Below are 23802 nucleotides of genomic sequence, written 5' to 3'. Positions count from 1 at the left end.
AAAATAAAGTGGATTGGGTGGATAATATCGTATGATCATCGATCAACAGGAGTTTAACGTAAAAGGATTGACCTATTCAATTAGGTCCGCAGAGGAACAGGATGCTAAGGCATTGTCTTCACTACGTGTACAAATGGATGGAGAGACCGAGAACATGGATCGCGAACAAGGTGAAGGATTCATTGACCCGGCAGGATTTGAAGAAATAATCCGGTTGGACACGGAAAGAAAGAGAAACCTGTTTCTCGTCGCCCTCGTAAAGGATCAAATTGTAGGATACTCCCGATGTGAAGGCGTGGATCTAAAGCGATTTTCTCATAAGGTTGAATTTGGTGTTTGCGTATCGAAAAAGTTCTGGGGTTACGGGATCGGCAAGAAACTGCTTGCACTTTCGATAGAGTGGGCAGATACAAATGGAATTGAGAAGATGAGCTTGAGCGTGGTAGGAACGAACGATAAAGCGATGGAGCTTTATAAGGGAATGGGCTTCGAAATAGAGGGGATATTGAAAAAGGATCGACGACATGCGGACGGTCGGTATTACGATACAGTTATGATGGGAAGATTCAGGGGCTGAGGTGGAGAAACTTGCGATGGGGTAGTTGCTAGCGATATCTGCCATCCTGTCTATTGTTTCAAAAACGATTCTATTATATGAAAGAACAAATACTAGAGTCATTACCCATCTCTCCCGGGGAGAGTTATTATCTATTAGATGTAGATTTCCTGAAACATGATTTCTTATCTCTGTATATAGAGGTACAAAAGTAATGATCCCTTAAACTGCCTGATCGTGTTTGTTAAAAAGAATAGACACTCAGTTTACTATGAACAGTAACGACTACCACTTCACTTTAAGATAGGGATGCTTAACAGGGTTATGGTTATAAATAAATTAATATTAATTATTAATTAAGGGTTGCAATTAATTTTGCCACATGGTATATTCTAATTCCGGCCAAGAAAACACGAGAAATACGGTGCGGCAAGCGAAACGAATAAGCTTCGAAAGAAACTTAAAAAAAGAGCTTGCAAAGTTGGTTCGGAAGTGATAAGATATAAAAGTTGCTGAGATGAACGAAGCTTAGTAACGGAACAAGTTTGATCTTTGAAAACTGAACAACGAGTGAGTAACGATCTTGCTTGCAAGATCGACGCTGAGAAATCGGTACACGTCTTCGGACCGTATGATTTCGAAGCATAAATGAGATTTTTAATCTCGTCAGTTTCAAAATGAGCATATCGCTCTTTTCAATACTTTATTGGAGAGTTTGATCCTGGCTCAGGACGAACGCTGGCGGCATGCCTAATACATGCAAGTCGAGCGGACTTGAAGAGAAGCTTGCTTCTCCGATGGTTAGCGGCGGACGGGTGAGTAACACGTAGGCAACCTGCCCTCAAGCTTGGGACAACTACCGGAAACGGTAGCTAATACCGAATAGTTGTTTTCTTCTCCTGAAGAAAACTGGAAAGACGGAGCAATCTGTCACTTGGGGATGGGCCTGCGGCGCATTAGCTAGTTGGTGGGGTAACGGCTCACCAAGGCGACGATGCGTAGCCGACCTGAGAGGGTGATCGGCCACACTGGGACTGAGACACGGCCCAGACTCCTACGGGAGGCAGCAGTAGGGAATCTTCCGCAATGGGCGAAAGCCTGACGGAGCAATGCCGCGTGAGTGATGAAGGTTTTCGGATCGTAAAGCTCTGTTGCCAGGGAAGAACGCTTGGGAGAGTAACTGCTCTCAAGGTGACGGTACCTGAGAAGAAAGCCCCGGCTAACTACGTGCCAGCAGCCGCGGTAATACGTAGGGGGCAAGCGTTGTCCGGAATTATTGGGCGTAAAGCGCGCGCAGGCGGTCATTTAAGTCTGGTGTTTAATCCCGGGGCTCAACCCCGGATCGCACTGGAAACTGGGTGACTTGAGTGCAGAAGAGGAGAGTGGAATTCCACGTGTAGCGGTGAAATGCGTAGATATGTGGAGGAACACCAGTGGCGAAGGCGACTCTCTGGGCTGTAACTGACGCTGAGGCGCGAAAGCGTGGGGAGCAAACAGGATTAGATACCCTGGTAGTCCACGCCGTAAACGATGAGTGCTAGGTGTTAGGGGTTTCGATACCCTTGGTGCCGAAGTTAACACATTAAGCACTCCGCCTGGGGAGTACGGTCGCAAGACTGAAACTCAAAGGAATTGACGGGGACCCGCACAAGCAGTGGAGTATGTGGTTTAATTCGAAGCAACGCGAAGAACCTTACCAGGTCTTGACATCCCTCTGACCGGTACAGAGATGTACCTTTCCTTCGGGACAGAGGAGACAGGTGGTGCATGGTTGTCGTCAGCTCGTGTCGTGAGATGTTGGGTTAAGTCCCGCAACGAGCGCAACCCTTGATCTTAGTTGCCAGCACTTCGGGTGGGCACTCTAAGGTGACTGCCGGTGACAAACCGGAGGAAGGTGGGGATGACGTCAAATCATCATGCCCCTTATGACCTGGGCTACACACGTACTACAATGGCCGGTACAACGGGCAGTGAAACCGCGAGGTGGAACGAATCCTAAAAAGCCGGTCTCAGTTCGGATTGCAGGCTGCAACTCGCCTGCATGAAGTCGGAATTGCTAGTAATCGCGGATCAGCATGCCGCGGTGAATACGTTCCCGGGTCTTGTACACACCGCCCGTCACACCACGAGAGTTTATAACACCCGAAGTCGGTGGGGTAACCGCAAGGAGCCAGCCGCCGAAGGTGGGATAGATGATTGGGGTGAAGTCGTAACAAGGTAGCCGTATCGGAAGGTGCGGCTGGATCACCTCCTTTCTATGGAGAATCGTTTCCCGAGTGGAAACATTCAAATCGCAGACTAGATCTGCACAAACTTACTCACTCGTTGCTCAGTTTTGAGAGCTCAACCTCTCAAACAGCTTGCTTTTGCATGGAGCTTGTTCTTTGAAAACTAGATATCGAAACGAAATTTTGCGATTTAGAACATTCCTTTTAGGGATGAATGCTTGTTCGGTTCAAGTAACCGATCAACAATCATCCTAGCTGAACTTGTGTAAACAAGTTTCAATAAATAGTGAAAACTGCATTGCGATGGTATCGAATGGGAGCGACTTTTGGCTTTGCGTAAGCAAAACAAGGGAAGCGAGCAGTCGAAACCGGAGCAATTATGGTTAAGCTACTAAGAGCACACGGAGGATGCCTAGGCGCTAGGAGCCGATGAAGGACGTGGCGAACAACGAAACTGCCTCGGGGAGCTGTAAGCAAGCTTTGATCCGGGGGTGTCCGAATGGGGAAACCCAGCTGGGGTAATTTCCAGTTACTCATAACTGAATACATAGGTTATGTAGAGGCATACCAAGGGAACTGAAACATCTAAGTACCTTGAGGAAGAGAAAACAATAGTGATTCCGTCAGTAGCGGCGAGCGAACGCGGAGAAGCCCAAACCAGAGAGCTTGCTCTCTGGGGTTGTGGGACGTCTCACATGGAGTTACAAAGGAACCGGTTAAGTGAAGAGGTCTGGAAAGGCCCGCCAAAGAAGGTAAAAGCCCTGTAGTTGAAAGTCTGTTCCCTCCGAGACGGATCCCGAGTAGTGCGGGGCACGTGAAACCCCGTATGAATCCGGCAGGACCATCTGCCAAGGCTAAATACTTCCTAGCGACCGATAGTGAAGCAGTACCGTGAGGGAAAGGTGAAAAGCACCCCGGAAGGGGAGTGAAATAGAACCTGAAACCGTGTGCTTACAAAAAGTCAGAGCCCGTTTTAGGGGTGATGGCGTGCCTTTTGTAGAATGAACCGGCGAGTTACGTTCCCGTGCAAGGTTAAGGTGAAGAGCCGGAGCCGCAGCGAAAGCGAGTCTGAATAGGGCGACTTAGTACGTGGACGTAGACCCGAAACCGGGTGATCTACCCCTGTCCAGGGTGAAGGTGCGGTAACACGCACTGGAGGCCCGAACCCACGCATGTTGAAAAATGCGGGGATGAGGTGGGGGTAGCGGAGAAATTCCAATCGAACTCGGAGATAGCTGGTTCTCCCCGAAATAGCTTTAGGGCTAGCCTCGGAAAACAGAGTCGTGGAGGTAGAGCACTGATTGGGTGCGGGGCCCGCAAGGGTTACCAAGCTCAGTCAAACTCCGAATGCCATAGACTTACTTCCGGGAGTCAGACAGTGAGTGCTAAGATCCATTGTCAAAAGGGAAACAGCCCAGACCATCAGCTAAGGTCCCCAAGTGTGTGTTAAGTGGGAAAGGATGTGGAGTTGCACAGACAACCAGGATGTTGGCTTAGAAGCAGCCACCATTGAAAGAGTGCGTAATAGCTCACTGGTCGAGTGACTCTGCGCCGAAAATGTAACGGGGCTAAACACACCACCGAAGCTATGGCTTGATGCTTTGCATCAGGGGTAGGGGAGCGTTGTATAAGGGTTGAAGGTGTACCGTAAGGAGCGCTGGACATTATACAAGTGAGAATGCCGGTATGAGTAACGAAAAGATCAGTGAGAATCTGATCCGCCGAAAGCCTAAGGGTTCCTGAGGAAGGCTCGTCCGCTCAGGGTAAGTCGGGACCTAAGGCGAGGCCGAAAGGCGTAGTCGAAGGACAACAGGTCGAAATTCCTGTACCACCGTAAGCCGTTATGAGCAATGGGGGGACGCAGCAGGGTAGTGACGCGGACTGATGGATGTCCGTCTAAGCAGTGAGGCTGATGTGTAGGCAAATCCGCACATCGTAAGGCTGGACTGTGATGGGGAGCGAAAATTATAGTAGCGAAGGTCATGATCTCACACTGCCAAGAAAAGCCTCTAGCCAGGTGATGGTGCCCGTACCGCAAACCGACACAGGTAGGCGAGAAGAGAATTCTAAGGCGCGCGGAAGAACTCTCGTTAAGGAACTCGGCAAAATGACCCCGTAACTTCGGGAGAAGGGGTGCCCCGGTAGTGTGAATAGCACGAGGGGGCCGCAGTGAAAAGGCCCAAGCGACTGTTTAGCAAAAACACAGGTCTGTGCGAAGCCGTAAGGCGAAGTATACGGGCTGACGCCTGCCCGGTGCTGGAAGGTTAAGGGGAGCGGTTAGGAGCAATCCGAAGCTGTGAACCGAAGCCCCAGTAAACGGCGGCCGTAACTATAACGGTCCTAAGGTAGCGAAATTCCTTGTCAGGTAAATTCTGACCCGCACGAATGGCGTAACGACTTGGGCGCTGTCTCAACGAGAGATCCGGTGAAATTTTAATACCTGTGAAGATGCAGGTTACCCGCGACAAGACGGAAAGACCCCATGGAGCTTTACTGCAGCTTGATATTGAATTTGGGTACGATCTGTACAGGATAGGTGGGAGCCTTTGAAACGTGAGCGCCAGCTTGCGTGGAGGCACCGTTGGGATACCACCCTGATCGTATCTAGGTTCTAACCTGGTACCGTAATCCGGTGCGGGGACAGTGTCAGGTGGGCAGTTTGACTGGGGCGGTCGCCTCCTAAAGAGTAACGGAGGCGCCCAAAGGTTCCCTCAGAATGGTTGGAAATCATTCGAAGAGTGCAAAGGCATAAGGGAGCTTGACTGCGAGACCTACAAGTCGAGCAGGGACGAAAGTCGGGCTTAGTGATCCGGTGGTACCGCATGGAAGGGCCATCGCTCAACGGATAAAAGCTACCCTGGGGATAACAGGCTTATCTCCCCCAAGAGTCCACATCGACGGGGAGGTTTGGCACCTCGATGTCGGCTCATCGCATCCTGGGGCTGAAGTAGGTCCCAAGGGTTGGGCTGTTCGCCCATTAAAGCGGTACGCGAGCTGGGTTCAGAACGTCGTGAGACAGTTCGGTCCCTATCTGTCGTGGGCGTAGGAAATTTGAGAGGAGCTGTCCTTAGTACGAGAGGACCGGGATGGACGTACCGCTGGTGTACCAGTTGTTCCGCCAGGAGCACCGCTGGGTAGCTATGTACGGAAGGGATAAGCGCTGAAAGCATCTAAGCGTGAAGCCCCCCTCAAGATGAGATTTCCCAGTATGTAAGACCCCTTGAAGACGACGAGGTAGATAGGCTGGGGGTGGAAGTGCAGCAATGCATGGAGCTGACCAGTACTAATCGGTCGAGGGCTTATCCAAGATATGCAGGTGATACATCGCAAATTTCGTTTCGGATCTAGTTTTCAGAGAATAAACTCTGAAATGTAAGGCTAAGCTATGCGTTTGGTGGCGATGGCGGAGGGGTTCCACACGTACCCATCCCGAACACGACCGTTAAGCCCTCTAGCGCCGATGGTACTTGGACCGCAGGGTCCTGGGAGAGTAGGACGCCGCCAAGCGAAACCCCTTTGGGGTATTTTTTTTCGATATTTTCATAAGGGCCCTTAGCTCAGTTGGTTAGAGCGCACCTCTGATAAGGGTGAGGCCGGTGGTTCGAGTCCACCAGGGCCCATAGTAATACCAGATGTACTAAAGTGTATGGGGCCATAGCTCAGCTGGGAGAGCGCCTGCCTTGCAAGCAGGAGGTCAGCGGTTCGATCCCGCTTGGCTCCACCATTCCCTGATAGCTCAGTTGGTAGAGCACTCGACTGTTAATCGAGTTGTCACAGGTTCGAGTCCTGTTCGGGGAGCCATTAAGGCCCGTTGGTCAAGGGGTTAAGACACCTCCCTTTCACGGAGGTAACAGGGGTTCGAATCCCCTACGGGTCATAAATATGGAGGCTTAGCTCAGCTGGGAGAGCATCTGCCTTACAAGCAGAGGGTCGGGGGTTCGAACCCCTCAGCCTCCACCATATAGATTTTAAATAACGACGCGGGGTGGAGCAGCCCGGTAGCTCGTCGGGCTCATAACCCGAAGGCCGCAGGTTCAAATCCTGCCCCCGCAATTATACTTTCTTTTAAGAAAGTGATCTGGAACCGTGGTGTAGTTGGCCTAACATGCCTGCCTGTCACGCAGGAGATCGCGGGTTCGAATCCCGTCGGTTCCGCCATCTTGATTTTGCTTCAGGGATGAGAATCCGTTTTTGGGTTCGTCGGAGCATTCACTTCGAGAGCATCAGCTTCGCAGTCTCGAACGAAGTGAGAGTATCCCGTCGGTTCCGCCATTTATAAGGCTCGGTAGCTCAGTCGGTAGAGCAGAGGACTGAAAATCCTCGTGTCGGCGGTTCGATTCCGTCCCGAGCCACCATTTTCATCATGATTGGATACGCCGGTGTAGCTCAACTGGTAGAGCAACTGACTTGTAATCAGTAGGTTGGGGGTTCAAGTCCTCTCGCCGGCACCATGTAATTCTGGAGGATTAGCGAAGCGGCCAAACGCATCAGACTGTAAATCTGCTCCCGTACGGGTTCGGTGGTTCGAATCCATCATCCTCCACCAGTTTCTATGAGTCATTAGCTCAGTTGGTAGAGCACCTGACTTTTAATCAGGGTGTCGAAGGTTCGAGCCCTTCATGACTCACCATCATATGCGCGTGTGGCGGAATTGGCAGACGCACTAGACTTAGGATCTAGCGTCTTTGACGTGGGGGTTCAAGTCCCTCCACGCGCATCCTTTATAAGCGGACGTGGCTCAGCGGTAGAGCATCGCCTTGCCAAGGCGAGGGTCGCGGGTTCGATTCCCGTCGTCCGCTCCAATATTTGCGCCCTTAGCTCAGCTGGATAGAGCGTTTGACTACGAATCAAAAGGCCGGGAGTTCGAATCTCTCAGGGCGCGCCATTATAACTTCATATGCCGGCGTGGCGGAATGGCAGACGCGCTCGACTCAAAATCGAGTGGGAAACCGTGGAGGTTCGAGTCCTCTCGCCGGTATAGATAACGGGATGTAGCTCAGCTTGGTAGAGCACCTGGTTTGGGACCAGGGGGTCGCATGTTCAAATCGTGTCATCCCGATTTTTACATGCGGGTGTAGTTCAATGGTAGAACTTTAGCCTTCCAAGCTAATAGCGTGGGTTCGATTCCCATCACCCGCTTTGTAAGTTGTAACGCCTGAAACCCTTGCCCACCAAGGGTTTTTTGTTTACCCAAAATTCGACATACGACTAGACTATTTTTGTTCATGGGGCAGGTCATGGGGCAAATCGCAACTTTTTAGGATCAAACACCTCTAAACGGTCTGCGGCGTCTCTGGAGACCATCTCAGACTGATGCGTGTAGATATCGGCTGTCGTTCCGATCTTGGTATGCCGCAATCGTTCCTGCATAGTCTTGAGATCCGCGCCGCTTTCTCTGAGCAACATGGCTGCCGTGTGTCGCAACCCATGTAGTTTGACATGTGGAATGCCCTTCTTCTGTAAAAACTTCCTCCAGGTGCTTGTGGGGGTCGTAGGGAAGTACATAATTCCTTTCCCGCCATGGAATACATATGATTTATTCTCTCCAGCCCAATCTTTGCATTGGAATTTCTCTTTCTTCCATAATCGTTCGTACTCCTTGAGCTGAGCCATGTACCACTTCGGCATAGCTACCCAACCCTCGGACTCTTCTGTCTTCACTTCGCCTTCAATCTTTTTGCCTTCTTTATCAAATGTGATTTGCTTATCGATCCAGATGGCATTCCGAACATAATCTACATCAGGCCATTCTACGGCCAAGTATTCGCCCCGTCTGAAGCCGCCAAGAAGCGAGCCAGTGTAATAGAGTCTCCACCTATCCGGGAGGTCATATAGAGCCAGGAGGACCGATTCTGTCTCTGAGGTATCGAATGCCTTTTTAACCCCACGCATGGCTTTCTTTTCTTTCTTACTGGTTCGTGGACGCTGAACACCATCCATTGGATTTTTCGCGATCAGCTCCCACTCATGAGCAGCGTCAAACACAGACTTGACCGCTTTGTAGATATTCAATTTCGAATTAGTGGCGAACTCTTTGCCATTCTCGCGCCGTAACTCTCCGAAGAAGGTGACAAGGTACAGGGTTGTTATTTTACTGATTTTCAGGTGGCCAAACTCTGGAACTACATATTTGTTCAGATTATACAGGTTCACATTCTGTGTGTATTCTCCCATATTTCCCGCAGCGTATCCTTTTTCCCACATTGGGATAAAGTCCTTAAAGGTGATGTCCTCCTGTTTAACTACCTTTCCCGCTATTACTTGTTCACTCCATTTAGCTTCTTCAAGCGCAAGCCAAGCTTCTTTCTTCTTATCCGACTTTGAACGTGCGATCTCTTCCGGCATGTAGACAGTAACAGACCTCTTGGGTCTAGATGCCTTGGATGGATCTCGCTCCACAATCTTATACTTGTTGCCCCCCAGATGTTCATTCCAAGCCATGTCATTCTTCCTTTCTAAGCTTTCAGTTTTTCAATGATAAACAATACCCCTGTATCAATTTGCTCTCCAATAAGAAGACCATTTTTCACAAAAATTCTATCAAATACAGGAGCCCTTACAATTTGATCATCAACAGGGAGTGAAAGATATCCTGTTTCAGATGTTTTTAATTTGCGACAATCCATAGATTCCACCTCCTTTCAATCAAAGAACGTATGTTCTATTTTAGGGCGCGTTAAATCAATATAGGGTATGAAATTCCAAGGGAACTCCGCATCTGCGCAAAAATAAAGATTTTGATTCTCCAGGCTCAGGTAGAGAGTTTCCTATATGTAAGTGCAAAGCCAAGGTATGTGCCTCTCGTTCGTATTTATCGATATGAAATAAAGTGTTCTTCCTTAAAAAAGGTAGGTTTAAACCAGGGTGGAGAACCTGGTGACCGATTTCATGGGCGCACGTCCACCTGGCCCATGTATCATCCAGCCTATTGTTAATGTGGATGGTGGCTATACGTTTCGACTTATAGAAATACCCATAGATGTTTCCTAAATCCTCAAAGATAACACAGATGTTTTTAAGCTCAGCAATTCTAAAAGGATCATTTGTGCCGAAATTATGGATTAACCTCAAAGCTTCAGACTGTGCAAGCTGCATAAAATCCCTCCTGGGGGAATTACTTTCTGTATTTTTTAGGCGTAAATTTCTTCTTAGACATCTCACGTGACATTCGGAGTGTGTTTTCAAGTGAAATTCGTAATAACTCCCGATCCTCGTCATCCATAGGCTCACCCATAAAAGCCAAGGAGCTGTCGCTTGCCAGGTCTTCCATAATACGATCCAAATCTTTAGCAATGTCCCGTTCATCTTTTTCGCTAATTGCATAGTATGGTGGGGCTTCATTTGAATTGTTTCTTTCAGGAGATATGCCCAGAAGATAATCTAATGTCACCCCGAAATAATCCGCTATTTTTTGAAGCTTCTCTTGCTTAGGGGTGTATTTGCCCTGCTTCCAACTTGTTAAAGTAGCTGTAGTGATGCCAGTTTCTTTCGCAACACGATAGGCCGTAACGTTATGTTCCTTCAATAATAATTCAAATATTTCGTACATAGTCTGCCTCCATAATTTTTCTTTCGAAAAAATAAAGTCAGAAAACTAAGCCAAATACTGTTGACTAGCTCAGATACCTATGCTATTATACAAACATAGCTTAGATAACTAAGTTAAACAACGTAAGGGACTAAGATTTCTTTCATAACTTAGGTCGCACTATGATTATATAAGAAACCTTAGCTAGTAGTCAATAGATTTAATTAGAAGGGAGGAGCATATTTTGTATAAAAAGTTCGAGAAGCTTTTAATTGCTGCAGAAAAAACAGCTTATCAAGTATCCAAGGACACGGGCATCTCAACAGCAACGTTAAGCAGCTGGAAGAACGGAAACTACAACCCGAAAATAGATAAAATTTTAATTTTAGCCGCTTATTTCGGAGTAACAGTTGACTATTTCTTATCAGAAGATGCTGAAGTTGAGAATAGCAAATCGGGCCCTTTAGGCCATAATCATCCGGAGTTTTTAAATTCCCTTGAGGTACCCTTTAACGAAAGAGTGTGATGAGCATGACTTCGACAGCAAGCTTTATTGAAGCACTCCGAGTGGAGATTAAGCAGGAACTGAGGGACGAGATCCTGGCTGAGCTTAAACCGACCATCGAACAACTTTTATACGCCAATGTATTTGACTTTGCTGAGGCGTGCAGATATCTGAAGGTTTCGGACTCTACACTACGGCGTATGGTCAAAGATGGCGTGATCCCGTTTATTCGAAATAGAACATTAATTCATTTCCGCCAGATTGCTTTAGATAAATGGCTGGAAACAAAGGAGCAAACGAATTGAATAAGTCGCTTATTTTAAATGAATTGTTGCCCATCTATCAAATGACTGATACCGGTGAGCAAGTTGTAGATGCTCGAGAGCTTTGCGGCTTTCTGGATGTGGGCAGAGACTTCACTTCTTGGATCAAAGGCCGTATTGAAAAGTATTCGTTTATTGAAGACGAGGACTTCATTATCACGCTCACCAAAACGGGGGAACGTCAAAATGTTACCCGCCACGACTACATTCTCAAGCTTGATATGGCGAAGGAACTGGCTATGGTGGAGAACAATGATCAGGGCAGGAAAGCACGTCGGTATTTTATCGAAGTGGAAAAGCGGTTCAGAAAAGACGGTCCATTGGTACCTCTGGGTGACGCAACTATTACAAACAAGCTGGCAGCTATTGATAAGTCGGTGAAGCTGTTGCAACTCTTACGGGTCAGTGTGAAGGATGGATTCTTGAGTAGCGAACATGAAGCTGTATTCCGCAGACAGATCGCTGATCAAGTATTGGAGGAATCGGCAGATTCGCCGAGACGATATGAAGACGACATACCTTCAAAGTATGCCATCCCTGAAAAAGGGTCCTCATTAAGTGAGTATCCTTCTGAGTCTTATACAGGTCGCTGGTACTCTACAAAGGAAATGGCGGTAATCACAGGCTCTACGGTAAACATGATCGGGAAGCTTGCAAGTGAACACCGGCTCAGAACGCCTGAGTACACAAGGGTCGAGGCTATGAATGGTGAACGGTTGTCTGGGCTTCATCAGCTCCAATATAACGAAGCTGGCAAGGATAAGTTGATTCAACTGGTCAGTCTGAAAAAGCTGAGCGGATACGTGCCTAAAGTGTCCAGAAAAGTTAGGAAGAGAAAGTAGTTTTCTTCGTGAGGGTGTATGTAATCTAGATACCCTTTGGTTGAATGAAGGAGGTTCAGAATCCATGAGTCGGACGAAGAAGGCAGCGTATGCAGTCTATCGAGGCGATGAGTTAATTGCTACGGGTAACGTTGATGAATGTGCGAAGGCGCTAGGTGTTTCTGCAGCGTACATTTACTGGCTGATAACTCCCACCGCGAAGAAACGACTTGCGAAGCGCGACAATCCAGATCAATGCATCGATGCCGTAAAAATTGATGACGATGACGAATGAGAGGAGGTGAGAATCTTGCCCTTGATGACAGAACAGAATTACAAAGCAGCATGTGCATTTTACTTGGCTCTTGCAAGTCAGATGCGTCGCAGTGGCCATGTAAAAGTCGCTACTCATGCAGACAAGCAGTACCGCACGTATCGTAATCGTCTGCACGCAAAAATGCAGCTGGAAGGCTCCTACCCCTTGTCAGCTGCACTTAATTAAAACACTCTACCGTCAGTTTACCACTGACAGAAAGGATTATGCAATGTTAAAAGCCACTGGTATTGTCCGCCGCATCGATGACCTGGGCCGTGTCGTTATTCCGAAAGAGCTTCGCCGGGTTCACGGTATCGAGGAAGGAGATCCGCTGGAATTCTTCGTGGATGGTGACAAGATCATCCTTCGCAGGTATCAACCAGGCTGCTTCTTCTGCGGAAATGATGAAAGTCTGAACTTATTCCATGGTAAGCAGATCTGTACACCTTGCATTAAGCAGGCAGCTGAGAATGTTCACTGACCTCTATAAATCAGATATCCCTTGGGATATTGTCACAGACGATAGCGGTAAGGTGATCGGTGAGGTGTACAAGCCTTTGCCGGTTCCGCCGCCAAGGAGGCGACAAGCTAAATGGGAAAGCAAGAACCCGTCCCAACAGAAATAAATCCAATGCAAGAAATAACCCTGATTTCTCACCGGCTACCTACCATTGTTCTTAATGACATCAATCGACGTATCGGTGACTGGCTAGCTTCTGGTGGCAATGAAACGGACCCTTATATTGAACAACAACTGCGATTTGCACGCAGATTCTTATCTGAATAAAGAAAGGTGACCGCCATGATCAAAATTAATAAGCTCGAAATCGAAAATGTAAAGCGCGTCAAAGCAGTAAAAATGGAGCCATCCAGTGCAGGGCTTACGCTCGTCGGTGGTCGGAATAACCAGGGCAAGACAAGCGTTCTGGATGCCATTGCATGGGCTCTTGGTGGAAATAAATATCGTCCTTCCCAAGCTAACCGTGAGGGATCGATGGTGGCACCTTATCTTCAACTCACCTTATCCAACGGACTGGTAGTCGAGCGGAAGGGTAAGAACTCTGACCTGAAGGTAATCGATCCGGATGGACAGAAAGGCGGTCAGCAACTTCTGGATAGCTTTGTGGAAGAGTTGGCCATTGATCTTCCCAAGTTCATGAATGCTACCAACAAAGAGAAGGCAAGCATTCTACTCCGGATCATCGGTGTGGGTGACAAGCTTCATGCCTTTGAGAAGCAGGAGCAGGAGGTTTACAGCCGTCGCCATACGATTGGCCAGATTGCAGACCAGAAAGCCAAATTTGCCAAAGAGCAGCCTTACTTCACAGATGCACCGAAGGAACCTGTCTCTGCTTCAGAGCTAATCAGTCAGCAACAGGAGATCCTGGCACGCAATGGCCAGAATCAACTCAAGCGACAACGTGTGACACAGATCCAGGCGGAGTTTGAGCAGCAAGGCCGTGAAGTCGTTCGGCTGACAGCAATCCTGAATGCTGCTCAGGAGAAATACACACAGCTGCAGACGGATCTGGGTATCGCTCAGAAAGACGCATTGGATCTGCATGACCAATCAACCACTGAGCTGGAACAGAATATTACTCAGATTGACGAGATTAACCGAAAAGTCCGAGCTAACCTGGACAAGGACAAGGCCGAGACAGACGCCAGCGATTACAGGGTTCAATATGAACAGTTGACCGCTCAGATCAACGAGATCCGAGATCAAAAGGCAGAACTGCTGAACAATGCGAATCTTCCGCTAGAAGGATTGTCAGTGGATGATGGTGAGCTGATCTACAACGGACAGCGCTGGGATAACATGAGTGGATCTGATCAGCTGAAGGTGTCCACAGCCATTGTTCGTAAGTTGAAGCCAGACTGTGGTTTCATTCTCCTGGACAAGCTCGAGCAAATGGATCTGCAGACGCTGAATGAGTTTGGTGCTTGGCTTGAACAAGAGGGCCTGCAGGCAATCGCAACACGTGTCAGCACCGGCGATGAATGCAGCATTATTATCGAAGACGGCTATGTAGCTGGACAGGAGCAAGCGATCGCAACGGACGCCCCGCCTGCAGCTGAAACAAAAACTTGGAAAGCAGGTGAGTTCTGATGCAAGTCATCAGTGGAAAAGTGCAGAAAGCAAAGAAGGTCGTCATCTATGGTCCGGAAGGCATCGGTAAATCATCCCTTGCTGGACGCTTCCCACGTCCCGTATTTATTGATACAGAAGGTTCCACAACAGAAATGGATGTCGATCGGGTACCCAAGCCCACAAGTTGGACGATGCTCAATGAGCAAGTCAGATGGGTATGGCAACAGGGCAACCGCTTCGGTACCTTGGTCATTGATACCGTCGATTGGGCAGAGATGCTTGCTGTAAGCAGTGTATGCGCGATTCACAACAAAAGCGGTGTTGAAGACTTCGGTTATGGAAAAGGATATGTATTCGTTGCCGAAGAAATTGGACGTTTCCTGAATCTCCTTCAGGATGTAGTCGATTCCGGAATCCATGTGGTGCTAACCGCTCATGCTCAGATCATCAAGTTTGAACAGCCGGATGAAATGGGAGCCTATGATCGGTACCAGCTCAAGCTTGGTGCCAAGACGGGAAGCCGTACAGCGCCACTCGTCAAGGAATGGGCTGACATGGTTTTGTTCATCAATTACAAGACATTCAGTGTGGCTGCCGATGAGAAAGGCAAGAAGCATAAGGCGCAAGGTGGTAGCCGGACCATGTACACAACTCACCATCCTGCATGGGATGCGAAGAACCGACATGGACTCCCTGACGAGCTGCCGTTGGATTATGGCCATATTGCACACATCTTTGATGGCGTGGTACAAGCCAGTCCTTCTCAAGCGATTGTCTCTCCACCACCAGTGAATGCGCCACCTGCAGCACCACCGGCTCAACCTGTTACACCACCACCTGCCACTGTCCAGACCCCAGCTCCATCTGCTCCGGCACAGGTTGCAGATACAAGTCAGGGACTGAATCCAAACATCCCTGCATCACTTCGCGATCTGATGTTGCAGTACCAGGTCACAGAAAATGATATTCAGATTGTGGTGAGCAATAAGGGGTACTACCCGATTGATACACCAATTGCCAACTATGACCCTGGGTTTGTGGATGGTGTCCTGGTAGGAGCTTGGCAACAAGTGTACGGCATGGTTCAAGATATGAACAAACAAATTCCGTTTTCATAAATTTTAATACACATTAGGAGGACTCATACATGACACAAATGGAAAGAGAATTTGGTTGGGATGACGAGATTGTCAATGAAGGAGGGACAGGCTTCACTATTCTCCCACCTGGAGACTACAACTTCACGGTAGCAAAATTTGAACGTGGACGTTTCGCCGGCAGTGAAAAAATGCCTGCTTGCAATCAGGCGAAAATGGAGATTATCGTTCATTCTCCAGAACACGGGGATGTGACTTTAAGCCACAACTTGTTGTTGCACAGTAAGACAGAGGGCTTCCTTTCCAACTTCTTCGCAGGGGTTGGATTAAAGAGAAAAGGTGAACCCCTGAAAATGAACTGGCCAGCTACGTTGGGACGTAAGGGTCGTTTGAAACTTGAGATCCGGAATTATACCTATAAAGGTGAACCGCGTTCGGCCAATGAGATTAAGACGTTTTATGCTCAAGATGAGGTTCAGCAACCAGGCACTCAGCCAACGGGCCAACAGTCCTATCAACCTCAACAACAACAGACGCAATATAATCAGCCACAGACACAGTACAATCCACCAGCTCAACAACAGAGCGCACCATTTCCTGGTCAACAACAAACAGGTAACTGGAATCCAGGTCAATTCTAGGAGGTAACCGATGGAACTCAGACCCTATCAGCAAGAAGCGCGTCAGTCCATCCAAGCTGAATGGAACAAAGGAGTCAAGCGTACGTTGCTTGTGCTCCCTACCGGATGCGGTAAGACGATTGTATTTTCTAAGGTAACAGAAGACCGGGTTAAGCTGGGTGAGCGTGTGCTCATCCTGGCTCACCGGGGTGAGTTGCTTGATCAAGCTTCTGATAAGTTGGAGAAATCTACTGGACTGAAAACAGCAACCGAGAAAGCAGATCAGACATCAATCGGCAGCTGGTACCGGGTCGTTGTGGGCAGTATCCAAACTCTCATGCGAGATAAACGACTGCAACAATTCGCGGCAAATCACTTTGACACAATTATTATCGATGAGGCACACCACTGTTTATCTGACAGTTATCAACGAGTGCTGCAATATTTTGAAACAGCCAACGTGCTTGGCGTTACGGCTACACCGGATCGTGGCGACATGCGAAACTTGGGCAGCTTCTTCGAAAGTTTAGCCTACGAGTACACTTTACCCAAAGCCATCAAGTCCGGGTTCCTTAGCCCGATCAAGGCCATGACCATTCCCCTGCAGATAAACTTGTCAGCAGTTGGCCAACAGGCAGGCGACTTCAAAACGCAGGACTTGGGTACCGCATTGGATCCGTACCTGGATTCCATTGCTGAGGAAATGCTTCGTGTAGCTAAAGACAGAAAGATTGTTGTATTCCTTCCTCTGGTGAAGACCAGTCAGAAATTTACCCAGATTCTGAACTCGATTGGGTTCCGAGCAGCTGAGGTAAATGGGGATTCTCAAGATCGATCACAGATATTAGAAGACTTTGATGGCGGCAAATATAACGTGCTTTGCAACTCCATGTTGCTCACCGAAGGATGGGATTGTCCGAGCGTCGATTGTGTCGTAGTGCTTCGGCCCACGAAGGTTCGCAGCTTGTACAGTCAGATGGTCGGGCGTGGTACCCGTCTATTCCCTGGCAAGACAGAACTTCTGCTGTTGGACTTCCTGTGGCATACCGAGCGGCACGAGCTTTGCCATCCAGCACATCTCATTGCGGAAAATGAAGAGATTGCCCAGGCCATGACCAAGCAGATCGAGGAAGCCGGTATTGCGCTGGATCTGGAAGACGTGGAGAAGCAGGCAGCTGAGGATGTCGTTGCCCAGCGTGAGGAAGCTTTGGCCAAGCAATTGGCAGAGATGAAGCGCCGTAAACGTGCCCTGGTGGATCCTCTGCAGTTTGAAATGAGTATCCAGGCTGAGGATTTATCCAGCTATGTACCATCGTTCGGTTGGGAACAGGCTCCCCCTTCTGATGCTCAAGTGAAAACATTGGAGAAGCTGGGCATCATGCCAGAACAAATCGATAATGCCGGCAAGGCGACGAAGCTTCTTGAACGCTTGGACAAGCGTCGTGAAGAGGGGCTGACCACTCCTAAACAGATTCGTTTCTTGGAAGGCCGAGGCTTTGAACATGTGGGTACCTGGTCCTTTGACTCGGCTAAAAAGATGATTGATCGGATCGCCGGGAACGGGTGGAAAGTACCTGCAGGTGTTGAGCCGAAACAGTACCGGGGTGAGTAACGATGATCCAGGACTATAAGGGCATTCGATTAGAACTGATCAATCGGAAATATGAGGGGCGTGCTGCTAAGCGTTATACGCTTGGTGGCACGAACCAGAATGTGTGGATTCCCAATAAACACCTCGAAGCGGATGGGCAGATAAAGGAAGGCGAGAACATTGATTATGTTTTCCGCAAGGCACAGCGGCAGCTTGAACTAGCGGGTTACACAGGGCCGATTGTGGGCATCAAACGTCGTTCAAATAACCAATAAGGGAGCAATCATATATGAGTTGGGTACGCATGAACATTTTTAATGGTCAATTACAATTATCTGGGGAACTGGAAATGGATCAGCTTGGCTCTACTGAAACGAAAGCAGTTATTGATGGATTCTTTGGGACCTTCGGGTTGAAGGTGAAAGAGGAGAGCAAGCCTGAGGTGATTGCGCCGATTCGGACGCTGGCTATCTCTCCACCGTTATCTGCCTCGGATATAACTCCTGCTGCTGAGATTCAGACGAAGGTCATGGCCAGCACGATTAAGAGTAAGCAGGCTGTAAAAGAAATATTGAAAGATGCTGTTATAGAGAATGCAAAAAGGGTCACGAAGCCAGCCATGATTCATTCTGAACGTACTCTCTCAACTTCACTGGGTGAAAAGTTGGCCGAGGCTTACCAAAACATCGATTCAGAGTCTCTGAACGTGATCTCCAATTCTTCTGAGACAAACGAGCAGGTAGATGACTATAAAGTGACTGGCATCAAGTACAAGGACGGCGTGGCCCACTACAAGTGCCGTTACTGGTGCAAGAATCCTAAATGCAGAGGTAAAGGCAATCATTATATTCTTCCGGAAGAGAAGACAGTAGATTGCTATGATTGCGGATCGGTTCATGAGGTGCGCGAAGCAGTTTTCGGTGAGCCACTTCAAAAGGACGATTGGGGCAACTTCTTCATTGCAGACCACTTGGCATAATTATGGGGCTCCGGCCCCTTCAAAGGAGCGGATAAACATGACTTGGATTGTATTTGCCTGTGATTGTGGTTGCGGATTTGCGATACCTAAACTTGAAGTTCCAGAAGATCCTTCATGCCCTAATTGCGGTTCGGAATGGAACGTTGATGCTACAGGAGAATGCATACGAGATCCGGAAATCGAGCCTTATAGGGAGGATCAAGCATGATGCCCGAACAACCTGAACTGAAGCGTCTTAAATGGGAAAACGGCAAAGAGTACTGCGAATTATTCTGTCCAATGACAGGGCGCGTAGAAATGACATACTCAGACGGGGGTCCATGCTACAGCTCTTATACAGTTCCTCTGGTAGACAAGGATGGGGACGTTTACTGCTGGCGGTACGATCATGATGAAGATTGTTGGTGTGAAGACGATCGGATTTGGATGGGCGATGCTGACCACGTAGATGAAAACACAAAATATTACTTGTAGAGTTACGGGAAGGTAGTGAAACGGATGGAGCACAAACTGGATCTTATGGCATTGCTGGACCATGTTGATCCTTCGTACCTGGATTACCAGGAATGGGTCAACGTCGGAATGGCATTGAAATATGAAGGTTATACGGCCAGTGATTGGGATGATTGGAGCAAACGGGACAGCGGCCGGTACCGTCCCGGGGAGTGCTTCAGAAAGTGGACTTCCTTTGAAGGATCCGGCATCCCTGTTACTGGTGCAACGATTACACAGATGGCCAAGGATAACGGATGGGTACCACGTTCTGCAGGTCGAGAGGATCGGGAACTCGGTTGGGATGATGAAATTGCTGGCGGAGATTATGTTGTGGTCGATAAGAACTGGATTGAAGGTAAGGAGATCCACGAGCCAGCCGTATGGAATCCGATTCAGCAGCTCACCACATACCTGCAGACGTTGTTCGAAGCATCGGAGAACGTGGGCTATGTAACGGATACTTGGCAGAACGATGAAGGCAAGTATCTGCCCACCAAAGGGGCATACGATCGGACAGCAGGTGAGCTGATCCAGGCGCTCAATCAGAGTGGTGATGATATCGGTTCCGTGCTGGGTGATTACGATGCAGCTGCCGGCGCGTGGATCCGGTTCAACCCGTTGGATGGTAAAGGGGTCAAGAACGATAACGTGACCGAATTCCGGTACGCACTTGTTGAATCGGACACGATGGACATTGAAAAGCAGAACGCGATCATGCGGGAACTAGAGCTGCCTATCGCTGTCATGGTCTACAGTGGTGGGAAGAGTGTTCACGCTATTGTGAAAGTGGATGCAGCTGATTATGACGAGTACCGGAAGCGGGTTGACTACCTATATAACGTTTGTAAGAAAAACGGTCTGAACATTGATAAGCAGAATCGGAATCCCTCGAGGCTTTCACGGATGCCAGGCGTTGAACGTAACGGGAAAAAGCAGTTCATTGTGGATACCAATATTGGCCGTGCAAGTTGGGCGGAATGGCATGAATGGATTGAGGGTGTGAATGATGATCTTCCGGATCCGGAGAGCCTGACTGATTATTGGGATAACATGCCGGTGTTGGCTCCACCTTTGATTCATGGGGTACTGCGGCAAGGTCACAAGATGCTGATGGCTGGTCCTTCGAAAGCTGGTAAGTCGTTTGCTCTGATCGAGCTGAGTATTGCCCTGGCTGAGGGAGATAAGTGGCTGGGCTGGCAGTGTACTAAGGGTAAGGTTCTGTATGTCAATCTGGAGTTGGACAGAGCCAGCGCCTTGCATCGGTTCAAGGATGTGTACCAGGCACTTGGGCTACCGCCGAAGAACATCGGAAATATCGATATTTGGAACCTTCGGGGTAAGACGGTACCGATGGACAAGCTGGCTCCTAAATTGATTCGTCGTTCTGCAAAGAAAGATTATATTGCTGTCATTATCGATCCGATCTATAAGGTCCTGACAGGTGACGAGAACAGCGCGGACCAGATGGCCCATTTCACCAATCAGTTTGACAAAGTGGCTACTGAGCTGGGCGCCAGCGTTATTTACTGTCATCATCACTCTAAGGGTTCTCAGGGCGGCAAGAAGTCCATGGACCGGGCAAGTGGTAGCGGCGTTTTCGCTCGGGATCCGGATGCACTGATTGACTTGGTGGAACTGGACATTCCGGAAGCGTTGCGGAATCAGGAAGAGAACAAGGCGATCTGTTCGATGTACCTGCGTCTCTTCAAACAGTACAACCCACCATACCTGCAGGAGCATATATCCCAGGATGATCAGCTCAGTGCGAAGGCTATGGAGGACCACGCCAAGCGTGCAATTCCAGGCGTTATGGCGAATATCAAACCACAGATCGATCGTGTCATTGAAACCGTACACGGGCATTCAGCGTGGCGTGTGGAGGGAACGCTTCGGGAGTATGCCAAGTTCAAGCCAGTTAACATGTGGTTCCAGTATCCGGTTCACCGCATCGATGACGTGGGCAGCCTGAAGGACATCGATCCGGACAATGAAGCAAATTCAAAGCCCAATTGGCAAAAGGCTTCCGGCAAACGAAAAGATAAGGCTAAAGAGGAACGTCGGACCAAAGCGGAAGAATTTGAGGATGTCGTGAACAATTGTAATTTTGGTGAACCTCCGACTTTAATGGATGTCATGTCTTGGTACGGATCTACTGGAAAAGAAGTGGCCGAGCGTACCGTCAGAGATTGGATAAAGAAATATGGATATGAAATTGATCGTTCCCTGGGCTTCCGCATTGTCAAAAAAGAGGATGCTGAAGAGGAGTAATGAAAGTGCGGGGAGACCATATTTTTATGGTGGTTGCAATCCGCAAAAAGTTGCGGCAATGATCATCATTTTATGGTCGCCGCAACTTGCGAAACATGGTTGCCGCAATTCCGCGAAAAGTTGCGGGGATTTAGGTACGTCCTGATTGCCGCAACACGCGGCGGCGGACCCTATTATTAAATAATAATAAGGATAAGGGAAGGGGGTACAAAAATCCCCCTTCCCCCTCCCCTGATTATTTAACGCTATTGCAAAATGAGATGGAATAAAATGGGAGGTAACAACTATGGCAAATGCTTTTCAAAAGAGAAGTAAGAAATTGGATATTGGTAAGACGATGCCTCCTGGTTATCACAAACTGCCTGATGAAGAATTTGATATTCAGAAAAGCGAAGTTGTTCAGTGGTTGATAAAGCAGCCAGCGATACAAGAATTCTTGTGGGATCAGTTCAAACAGTCGAAAGACGTTTTTTATAATCCGGAAACAGCAAAGTGGCAAGGTGTTGATTACGATGGTGACTGAATTCTTTATGCCGATGAAACCACCGACAGCGACGCACCAGGAGAAGAAGGTAACGATTGTGAATGGCAAACCTGTCTTTTACGAACCAGATGATCTGAAGGCAGCTCGTGCGAAGTTAACAGCTCACTTGGGTCAGCATGTGCCTGAGAAAAAATATACGGGTGCGCTGCGTGTGATTGTAAAGTGGCTGTTCCCGATTACGAAGGGTAGCAAGCATTACGACGGAGAGTGGAAAAAGACAAAGCCAGATACACACAACCTGAACAAGTTGCCGTTTGATATTATGACTGATCTGGGATTCTGGACAGATGACGCCATTGTGGCCAGTGAGATCATCGAGAAGTTCTGGGCTGATCATCCAGGCATTTACGTCAAGATCGAGGAGCTGTAGGCCATGGACTACAAAGCATTCTTCTGGGACATGTTCCTGTGGACCCAGGGTGTGAACGATGCAGCGAGACAGTTCGGGATGCAGAGCCCTGACTTCTGGAAGTGGGTTGCAGATTCTGCTGGTGCGATCTGCAGGAAGTACGAGGATAACCGACTGGCCGTAAAGCAAATGGTCATGATGATTGAATGGCTGGAGGAAGTATACGAGAAACAAAGGCAGGCAGGTTGATCTGTCCGGAGTGCTGCAGCGATATGCGCGAGATCCAGCCGGATCTGCATGTGTGCAGGAGCTGCGGCTTCACGGCAGAGCAGATTACGTTTGAGATGGATTGGGACGAAAGAGGGGGAAGAGATGATTAATACCAAAGCAACGTGGATTGAGACGCTGATCAGTCAATATGCAACGGATTCCCGAGCCTTGGATAATTACCGGAAGAGTCTGGATCTGAATGATCTCCAGGAGGCGAAAGAGGCGGATACGGTCTCTGAAATGTTATCGGACATGAGATATGCCCTGACGTGGTTAAAACGCGGGAGACGGCCAGGCAGCCGCCGTGGAGCTGAGATTACCGACGTGTATCGGCAAAGGGAAATCTATATCAAGCTGTCCGGGCAGGAGATCACCGATGCTGAACGGCTGAAGCTGGTGGATGCACTGTTGGCCCTGAGTGATCGGGAGCGGACATGTTTCCTGCTTCATATGGCTCAGGGGTTGACGCTTCTGGAGATTTCGTCTAAACTAGGCCTAAGTAAGAGAACGGTTCAGGACTATGTGGACCGGGCTAAAGACAAGATTTCAAAAGAATTTTTGTGATCTTGCCGTACGGACTGCCGTACATCGTGCCGTACAACATGTACACCATAAGTCTGTCTATAACAGGGCTCTCCATTGCGGAGGGCTCTTTTTTGCGTTTCACAAAATTATTCAGGAGGTCAATTTCATGAAGAATCCGCAGATTGAAAACAATTTCAGCTACCATTCCCCAAAAGAAGGTCAACCGGCGAAGTACGAGGCTATCCGGGCTAAGGGGAAGGAGTTGGCTGAATTGATTGACGAGCAGACGCCGAAGTCTCGTGAACAGTCGCTTGCGATGACGAACTTGGAGCAGGCTGTATTCTGGGCGAACGCGGCTATTGCACGGAATGAATAGCGATATGGATCGGATCAGATTACTTGCAGATTGGAATTTGATGACGGATCAGCAGAAGGTTGCTGTTCTCGATTTTATAAATCAACTAAGCAAACGGCTGCAGGATGCTGTCATTTCCGTAATGAATTCCTTTGCAGCAAACAATGAAGTCTTCGCTAAAATGTGGGAACAGATTCAGGAGTTCAGGCAGACGGAAGAGCAGCCTGTGAAGAAGAAGCCGCTTCGTTTGCGGGATCTACCGAAGACATTACCGATGAGGCACCAGGTTCTGAACCGGAAGCCGGTTCTTCAGGTGGCACGGAGTCGTTGTTAAAAGAGG

Annotated in this window: 25 protein-coding genes, 17 tRNA genes and 3 rRNA genes; 41 read left to right on the top strand and 4 right to left on the bottom strand. The window is 48.6% G+C overall.

What is annotated here, in order from left to right; genetic code table 11:
• Nucleotides 1-31: 31 nt before the first annotated feature.
• The 21 genes from Q0V21_RS24435 to Q0V21_RS24335 all read left to right on the top strand — a co-directional run bounded on the left by Q0V21_RS24435 (nucleotide 32) and on the right by Q0V21_RS24335 (nucleotide 7923).
• A complete protein-coding gene (locus Q0V21_RS24435) occupies nucleotides 32-577 on the top strand; it encodes a GNAT family N-acetyltransferase (RefSeq protein ID WP_301880994.1) in 546 nt (181 codons plus the stop codon).
• Between the two features lie 682 nt (nucleotides 578-1259).
• Nucleotides 1260-2811, top strand: a 16S ribosomal RNA gene (locus Q0V21_RS24430).
• Nucleotides 2812-3165: 354 nt separating this feature from the next.
• Nucleotides 3166-6091, top strand: a 23S ribosomal RNA gene (locus tag Q0V21_RS24425).
• An 83-nt stretch (nucleotides 6092-6174) separates the two neighbouring features.
• Nucleotides 6175-6291, top strand: a 5S ribosomal RNA gene (gene rrf / locus Q0V21_RS24420).
• The 16S, 23S and 5S rRNA genes sit together here with 17 tRNA genes alongside, the layout of an rRNA operon.
• 39 nt (nucleotides 6292-6330) lie before the next feature.
• Nucleotides 6331-6404 (top strand) — tRNA-Ile (locus Q0V21_RS24415).
• Between the two features lie 28 nt (nucleotides 6405-6432).
• A tRNA-Ala gene (locus Q0V21_RS24410) sits at nucleotides 6433-6508 on the top strand.
• A gap of 1 nt (nucleotide 6509) precedes the next feature.
• Nucleotides 6510-6585, top strand: a tRNA-Asn gene (locus Q0V21_RS24405).
• A gap of 4 nt (nucleotides 6586-6589) precedes the next feature.
• Nucleotides 6590-6661 (top strand) — tRNA-Glu (locus Q0V21_RS24400).
• 7 nt (nucleotides 6662-6668) lie between these two features.
• Nucleotides 6669-6744, top strand: a tRNA-Val gene (locus Q0V21_RS24395).
• A gap of 19 nt (nucleotides 6745-6763) precedes the next feature.
• Nucleotides 6764-6837 (top strand) — tRNA-Met (locus tag Q0V21_RS24390).
• A 27-nt stretch (nucleotides 6838-6864) separates the two neighbouring features.
• Nucleotides 6865-6942, top strand: a tRNA-Asp gene (locus tag Q0V21_RS24385).
• 121 nt (nucleotides 6943-7063) lie between these two features.
• Nucleotides 7064-7139: transfer RNA gene (locus Q0V21_RS24380), tRNA-Phe, on the top strand.
• A 20-nt stretch (nucleotides 7140-7159) separates the two neighbouring features.
• A tRNA-Thr gene (locus Q0V21_RS24375) sits at nucleotides 7160-7235 on the top strand.
• A gap of 9 nt (nucleotides 7236-7244) precedes the next feature.
• A tRNA-Tyr gene (locus tag Q0V21_RS24370) sits at nucleotides 7245-7330 on the top strand.
• Nucleotides 7331-7338: 8 nt separating this feature from the next.
• A tRNA-Lys gene (locus tag Q0V21_RS24365) sits at nucleotides 7339-7414 on the top strand.
• A 6-nt stretch (nucleotides 7415-7420) separates the two neighbouring features.
• Nucleotides 7421-7501: transfer RNA gene (locus Q0V21_RS24360), tRNA-Leu, on the top strand.
• Between the two features lie 10 nt (nucleotides 7502-7511).
• Nucleotides 7512-7586: transfer RNA gene (locus tag Q0V21_RS24355), tRNA-Gly, on the top strand.
• Nucleotides 7587-7592: 6 nt separating this feature from the next.
• Nucleotides 7593-7669 (top strand) — tRNA-Arg (locus Q0V21_RS24350).
• A gap of 14 nt (nucleotides 7670-7683) precedes the next feature.
• Nucleotides 7684-7762, top strand: a tRNA-Leu gene (locus Q0V21_RS24345).
• 7 nt (nucleotides 7763-7769) lie between these two features.
• A tRNA-Pro gene (locus Q0V21_RS24340) sits at nucleotides 7770-7843 on the top strand.
• A gap of 9 nt (nucleotides 7844-7852) precedes the next feature.
• Nucleotides 7853-7923 (top strand) — tRNA-Gly (locus tag Q0V21_RS24335).
• 96 nt (nucleotides 7924-8019) lie between these two features.
• Here Q0V21_RS24335 and Q0V21_RS24330 read toward each other — a convergent pair.
• Genes Q0V21_RS24330 through Q0V21_RS24315 form a run of 4 tightly spaced genes read right to left on the bottom strand, consistent with a single transcriptional unit; the run spans nucleotide 8020 to nucleotide 10333 of the window.
• Nucleotides 8020-9225 carry a tyrosine-type recombinase/integrase gene (locus tag Q0V21_RS24330; protein WP_301880993.1) on the bottom strand — a complete coding sequence of 402 codons (1206 nt, stop codon included), beginning with the start codon at nucleotides 9223-9225 and terminating at the stop codon, nucleotides 8020-8022.
• A gap of 14 nt (nucleotides 9226-9239) precedes the next feature.
• A complete protein-coding gene (locus Q0V21_RS24325) occupies nucleotides 9240-9410 on the bottom strand; it encodes a hypothetical protein (RefSeq protein WP_301880991.1) in 171 nt (56 codons plus the stop codon).
• Nucleotides 9411-9465: 55 nt separating this feature from the next.
• Complete coding sequence (locus Q0V21_RS24320; RefSeq protein ID WP_301880990.1) at nucleotides 9466-9879, bottom strand: ImmA/IrrE family metallo-endopeptidase; 414 nt, start codon at nucleotides 9877-9879, stop codon at nucleotides 9466-9468.
• Between the two features lie 19 nt (nucleotides 9880-9898).
• Nucleotides 9899-10333: a helix-turn-helix domain-containing protein gene (locus tag Q0V21_RS24315; protein ID WP_301880989.1), complete on the bottom strand. Its 435-nt coding sequence runs from the start codon at nucleotides 10331-10333 to the stop codon at nucleotides 9899-9901.
• 223 nt (nucleotides 10334-10556) lie between these two features.
• On the opposite strand from Q0V21_RS24315, the gene Q0V21_RS24310 reads away from it, so the two are divergent.
• The 20 genes from Q0V21_RS24310 (at nucleotide 10557) to Q0V21_RS24215 (ending at nucleotide 23796) form a co-directional block, all read left to right on the top strand.
• Nucleotides 10557-10838, top strand: coding sequence for a helix-turn-helix domain-containing protein (locus Q0V21_RS24310; RefSeq protein WP_301880988.1), 282 nt, complete (start codon nucleotides 10557-10559; stop codon nucleotides 10836-10838).
• A gap of 5 nt (nucleotides 10839-10843) precedes the next feature.
• Nucleotides 10844-11122: a helix-turn-helix domain-containing protein gene (locus Q0V21_RS24305; RefSeq protein ID WP_301880987.1), complete on the top strand. Its 279-nt coding sequence runs from the start codon at nucleotides 10844-10846 to the stop codon at nucleotides 11120-11122.
• On the top strand, nucleotides 11119-11982 hold the full coding sequence (locus Q0V21_RS24300) for an antA/AntB antirepressor family protein (RefSeq protein ID WP_301880986.1): 864 nt from the start codon (nucleotides 11119-11121) through the stop codon (nucleotides 11980-11982). The genes Q0V21_RS24305 and Q0V21_RS24300 overlap by 4 nt, the downstream gene beginning before the upstream one ends.
• Nucleotides 11983-12046: 64 nt before the next feature.
• Complete coding sequence (locus tag Q0V21_RS24295; RefSeq protein WP_301880985.1) at nucleotides 12047-12256, top strand: hypothetical protein; 210 nt, start codon at nucleotides 12047-12049, stop codon at nucleotides 12254-12256.
• A gap of 15 nt (nucleotides 12257-12271) precedes the next feature.
• A complete protein-coding gene (locus tag Q0V21_RS24290) occupies nucleotides 12272-12463 on the top strand; it encodes a hypothetical protein (RefSeq protein WP_301880984.1) in 192 nt (63 codons plus the stop codon).
• 43 nt (nucleotides 12464-12506) lie between these two features.
• Nucleotides 12507-12758 (top strand): AbrB/MazE/SpoVT family DNA-binding domain-containing protein, encoded by a 252-nt coding sequence (locus Q0V21_RS24285; RefSeq protein ID WP_301880982.1) that lies wholly within the window; start codon nucleotides 12507-12509, stop codon nucleotides 12756-12758.
• 150 nt (nucleotides 12759-12908) lie between these two features.
• Nucleotides 12909-13064, top strand: a complete 156-nt coding sequence (locus Q0V21_RS24280) for a DUF6877 family protein (RefSeq protein ID WP_443146323.1) — start codon at nucleotides 12909-12911, stop codon at nucleotides 13062-13064.
• Between the two features lie 15 nt (nucleotides 13065-13079).
• On the top strand, nucleotides 13080-14387 hold the full coding sequence (locus tag Q0V21_RS24275) for an AAA family ATPase (RefSeq protein ID WP_301880981.1): 1308 nt from the start codon (nucleotides 13080-13082) through the stop codon (nucleotides 14385-14387).
• Complete coding sequence (locus Q0V21_RS24270; protein ID WP_301880979.1) at nucleotides 14387-15487, top strand: ATP-binding protein; 1101 nt, start codon at nucleotides 14387-14389, stop codon at nucleotides 15485-15487. The genes Q0V21_RS24275 and Q0V21_RS24270 overlap by 1 nt, the downstream gene beginning before the upstream one ends.
• 29 nt (nucleotides 15488-15516) lie before the next feature.
• A complete protein-coding gene (locus Q0V21_RS24265; protein WP_301880978.1) occupies nucleotides 15517-16107 on the top strand; it encodes a hypothetical protein in 591 nt (196 codons plus the stop codon).
• Nucleotides 16108-16117: 10 nt separating this feature from the next.
• Nucleotides 16118-17698: a DEAD/DEAH box helicase gene (locus tag Q0V21_RS24260; protein WP_301880976.1), complete on the top strand. Its 1581-nt coding sequence runs from the start codon at nucleotides 16118-16120 to the stop codon at nucleotides 17696-17698.
• A gap of 2 nt (nucleotides 17699-17700) precedes the next feature.
• Nucleotides 17701-17952, top strand: coding sequence for a hypothetical protein (locus tag Q0V21_RS24255; RefSeq protein ID WP_301880975.1), 252 nt, complete (start codon nucleotides 17701-17703; stop codon nucleotides 17950-17952).
• A gap of 14 nt (nucleotides 17953-17966) precedes the next feature.
• Complete coding sequence (locus tag Q0V21_RS24250; protein ID WP_301880974.1) at nucleotides 17967-18656, top strand: hypothetical protein; 690 nt, start codon at nucleotides 17967-17969, stop codon at nucleotides 18654-18656.
• 498 nt (nucleotides 18657-19154) lie between these two features.
• The gene (locus tag Q0V21_RS24245; RefSeq protein WP_301880973.1) at nucleotides 19155-21419 is read left to right on the top strand and encodes an AAA family ATPase; all 2265 of its coding nucleotides are present in this window, start codon (nucleotides 19155-19157) and stop codon (nucleotides 21417-21419) included.
• 286 nt (nucleotides 21420-21705) lie between these two features.
• On the top strand, nucleotides 21706-21942 hold the full coding sequence (locus Q0V21_RS24240; protein ID WP_301880972.1) for a hypothetical protein: 237 nt from the start codon (nucleotides 21706-21708) through the stop codon (nucleotides 21940-21942).
• Nucleotides 21932-22333 (top strand): RusA family crossover junction endodeoxyribonuclease, encoded by a 402-nt coding sequence (locus Q0V21_RS24235; protein ID WP_301880971.1) that lies wholly within the window; start codon nucleotides 21932-21934, stop codon nucleotides 22331-22333. The genes Q0V21_RS24240 and Q0V21_RS24235 overlap by 11 nt, the downstream gene beginning before the upstream one ends.
• A gap of 3 nt (nucleotides 22334-22336) precedes the next feature.
• Complete coding sequence (locus Q0V21_RS24230; RefSeq protein ID WP_301880970.1) at nucleotides 22337-22561, top strand: hypothetical protein; 225 nt, start codon at nucleotides 22337-22339, stop codon at nucleotides 22559-22561.
• A gap of 123 nt (nucleotides 22562-22684) precedes the next feature.
• A complete protein-coding gene (locus Q0V21_RS24225; RefSeq protein ID WP_301880969.1) occupies nucleotides 22685-23146 on the top strand; it encodes a sigma-70 family RNA polymerase sigma factor in 462 nt (153 codons plus the stop codon).
• 127 nt (nucleotides 23147-23273) lie between these two features.
• Nucleotides 23274-23483, top strand: coding sequence for an Acb2/Tad1 domain-containing protein (locus Q0V21_RS24220; RefSeq protein WP_301880967.1), 210 nt, complete (start codon nucleotides 23274-23276; stop codon nucleotides 23481-23483).
• Between the two features lie 4 nt (nucleotides 23484-23487).
• Nucleotides 23488-23796: a hypothetical protein gene (locus Q0V21_RS24215; protein ID WP_301880966.1), complete on the top strand. Its 309-nt coding sequence runs from the start codon at nucleotides 23488-23490 to the stop codon at nucleotides 23794-23796.
• The last annotated feature ends 6 nt before the right edge of the window (nucleotides 23797-23802 follow it).

It is taken from the genome of Paenibacillus sp. 11B, from assembly GCF_030487755.1.
GTDB classification, from domain to species: domain Bacteria; phylum Bacillota; class Bacilli; order Paenibacillales; family Paenibacillaceae; genus Paenibacillus; species Paenibacillus vandeheii.
Note: the sequence above shows the minus strand (reverse complement) of the source record. Positions and strands in the feature narration are given on the sequence as shown.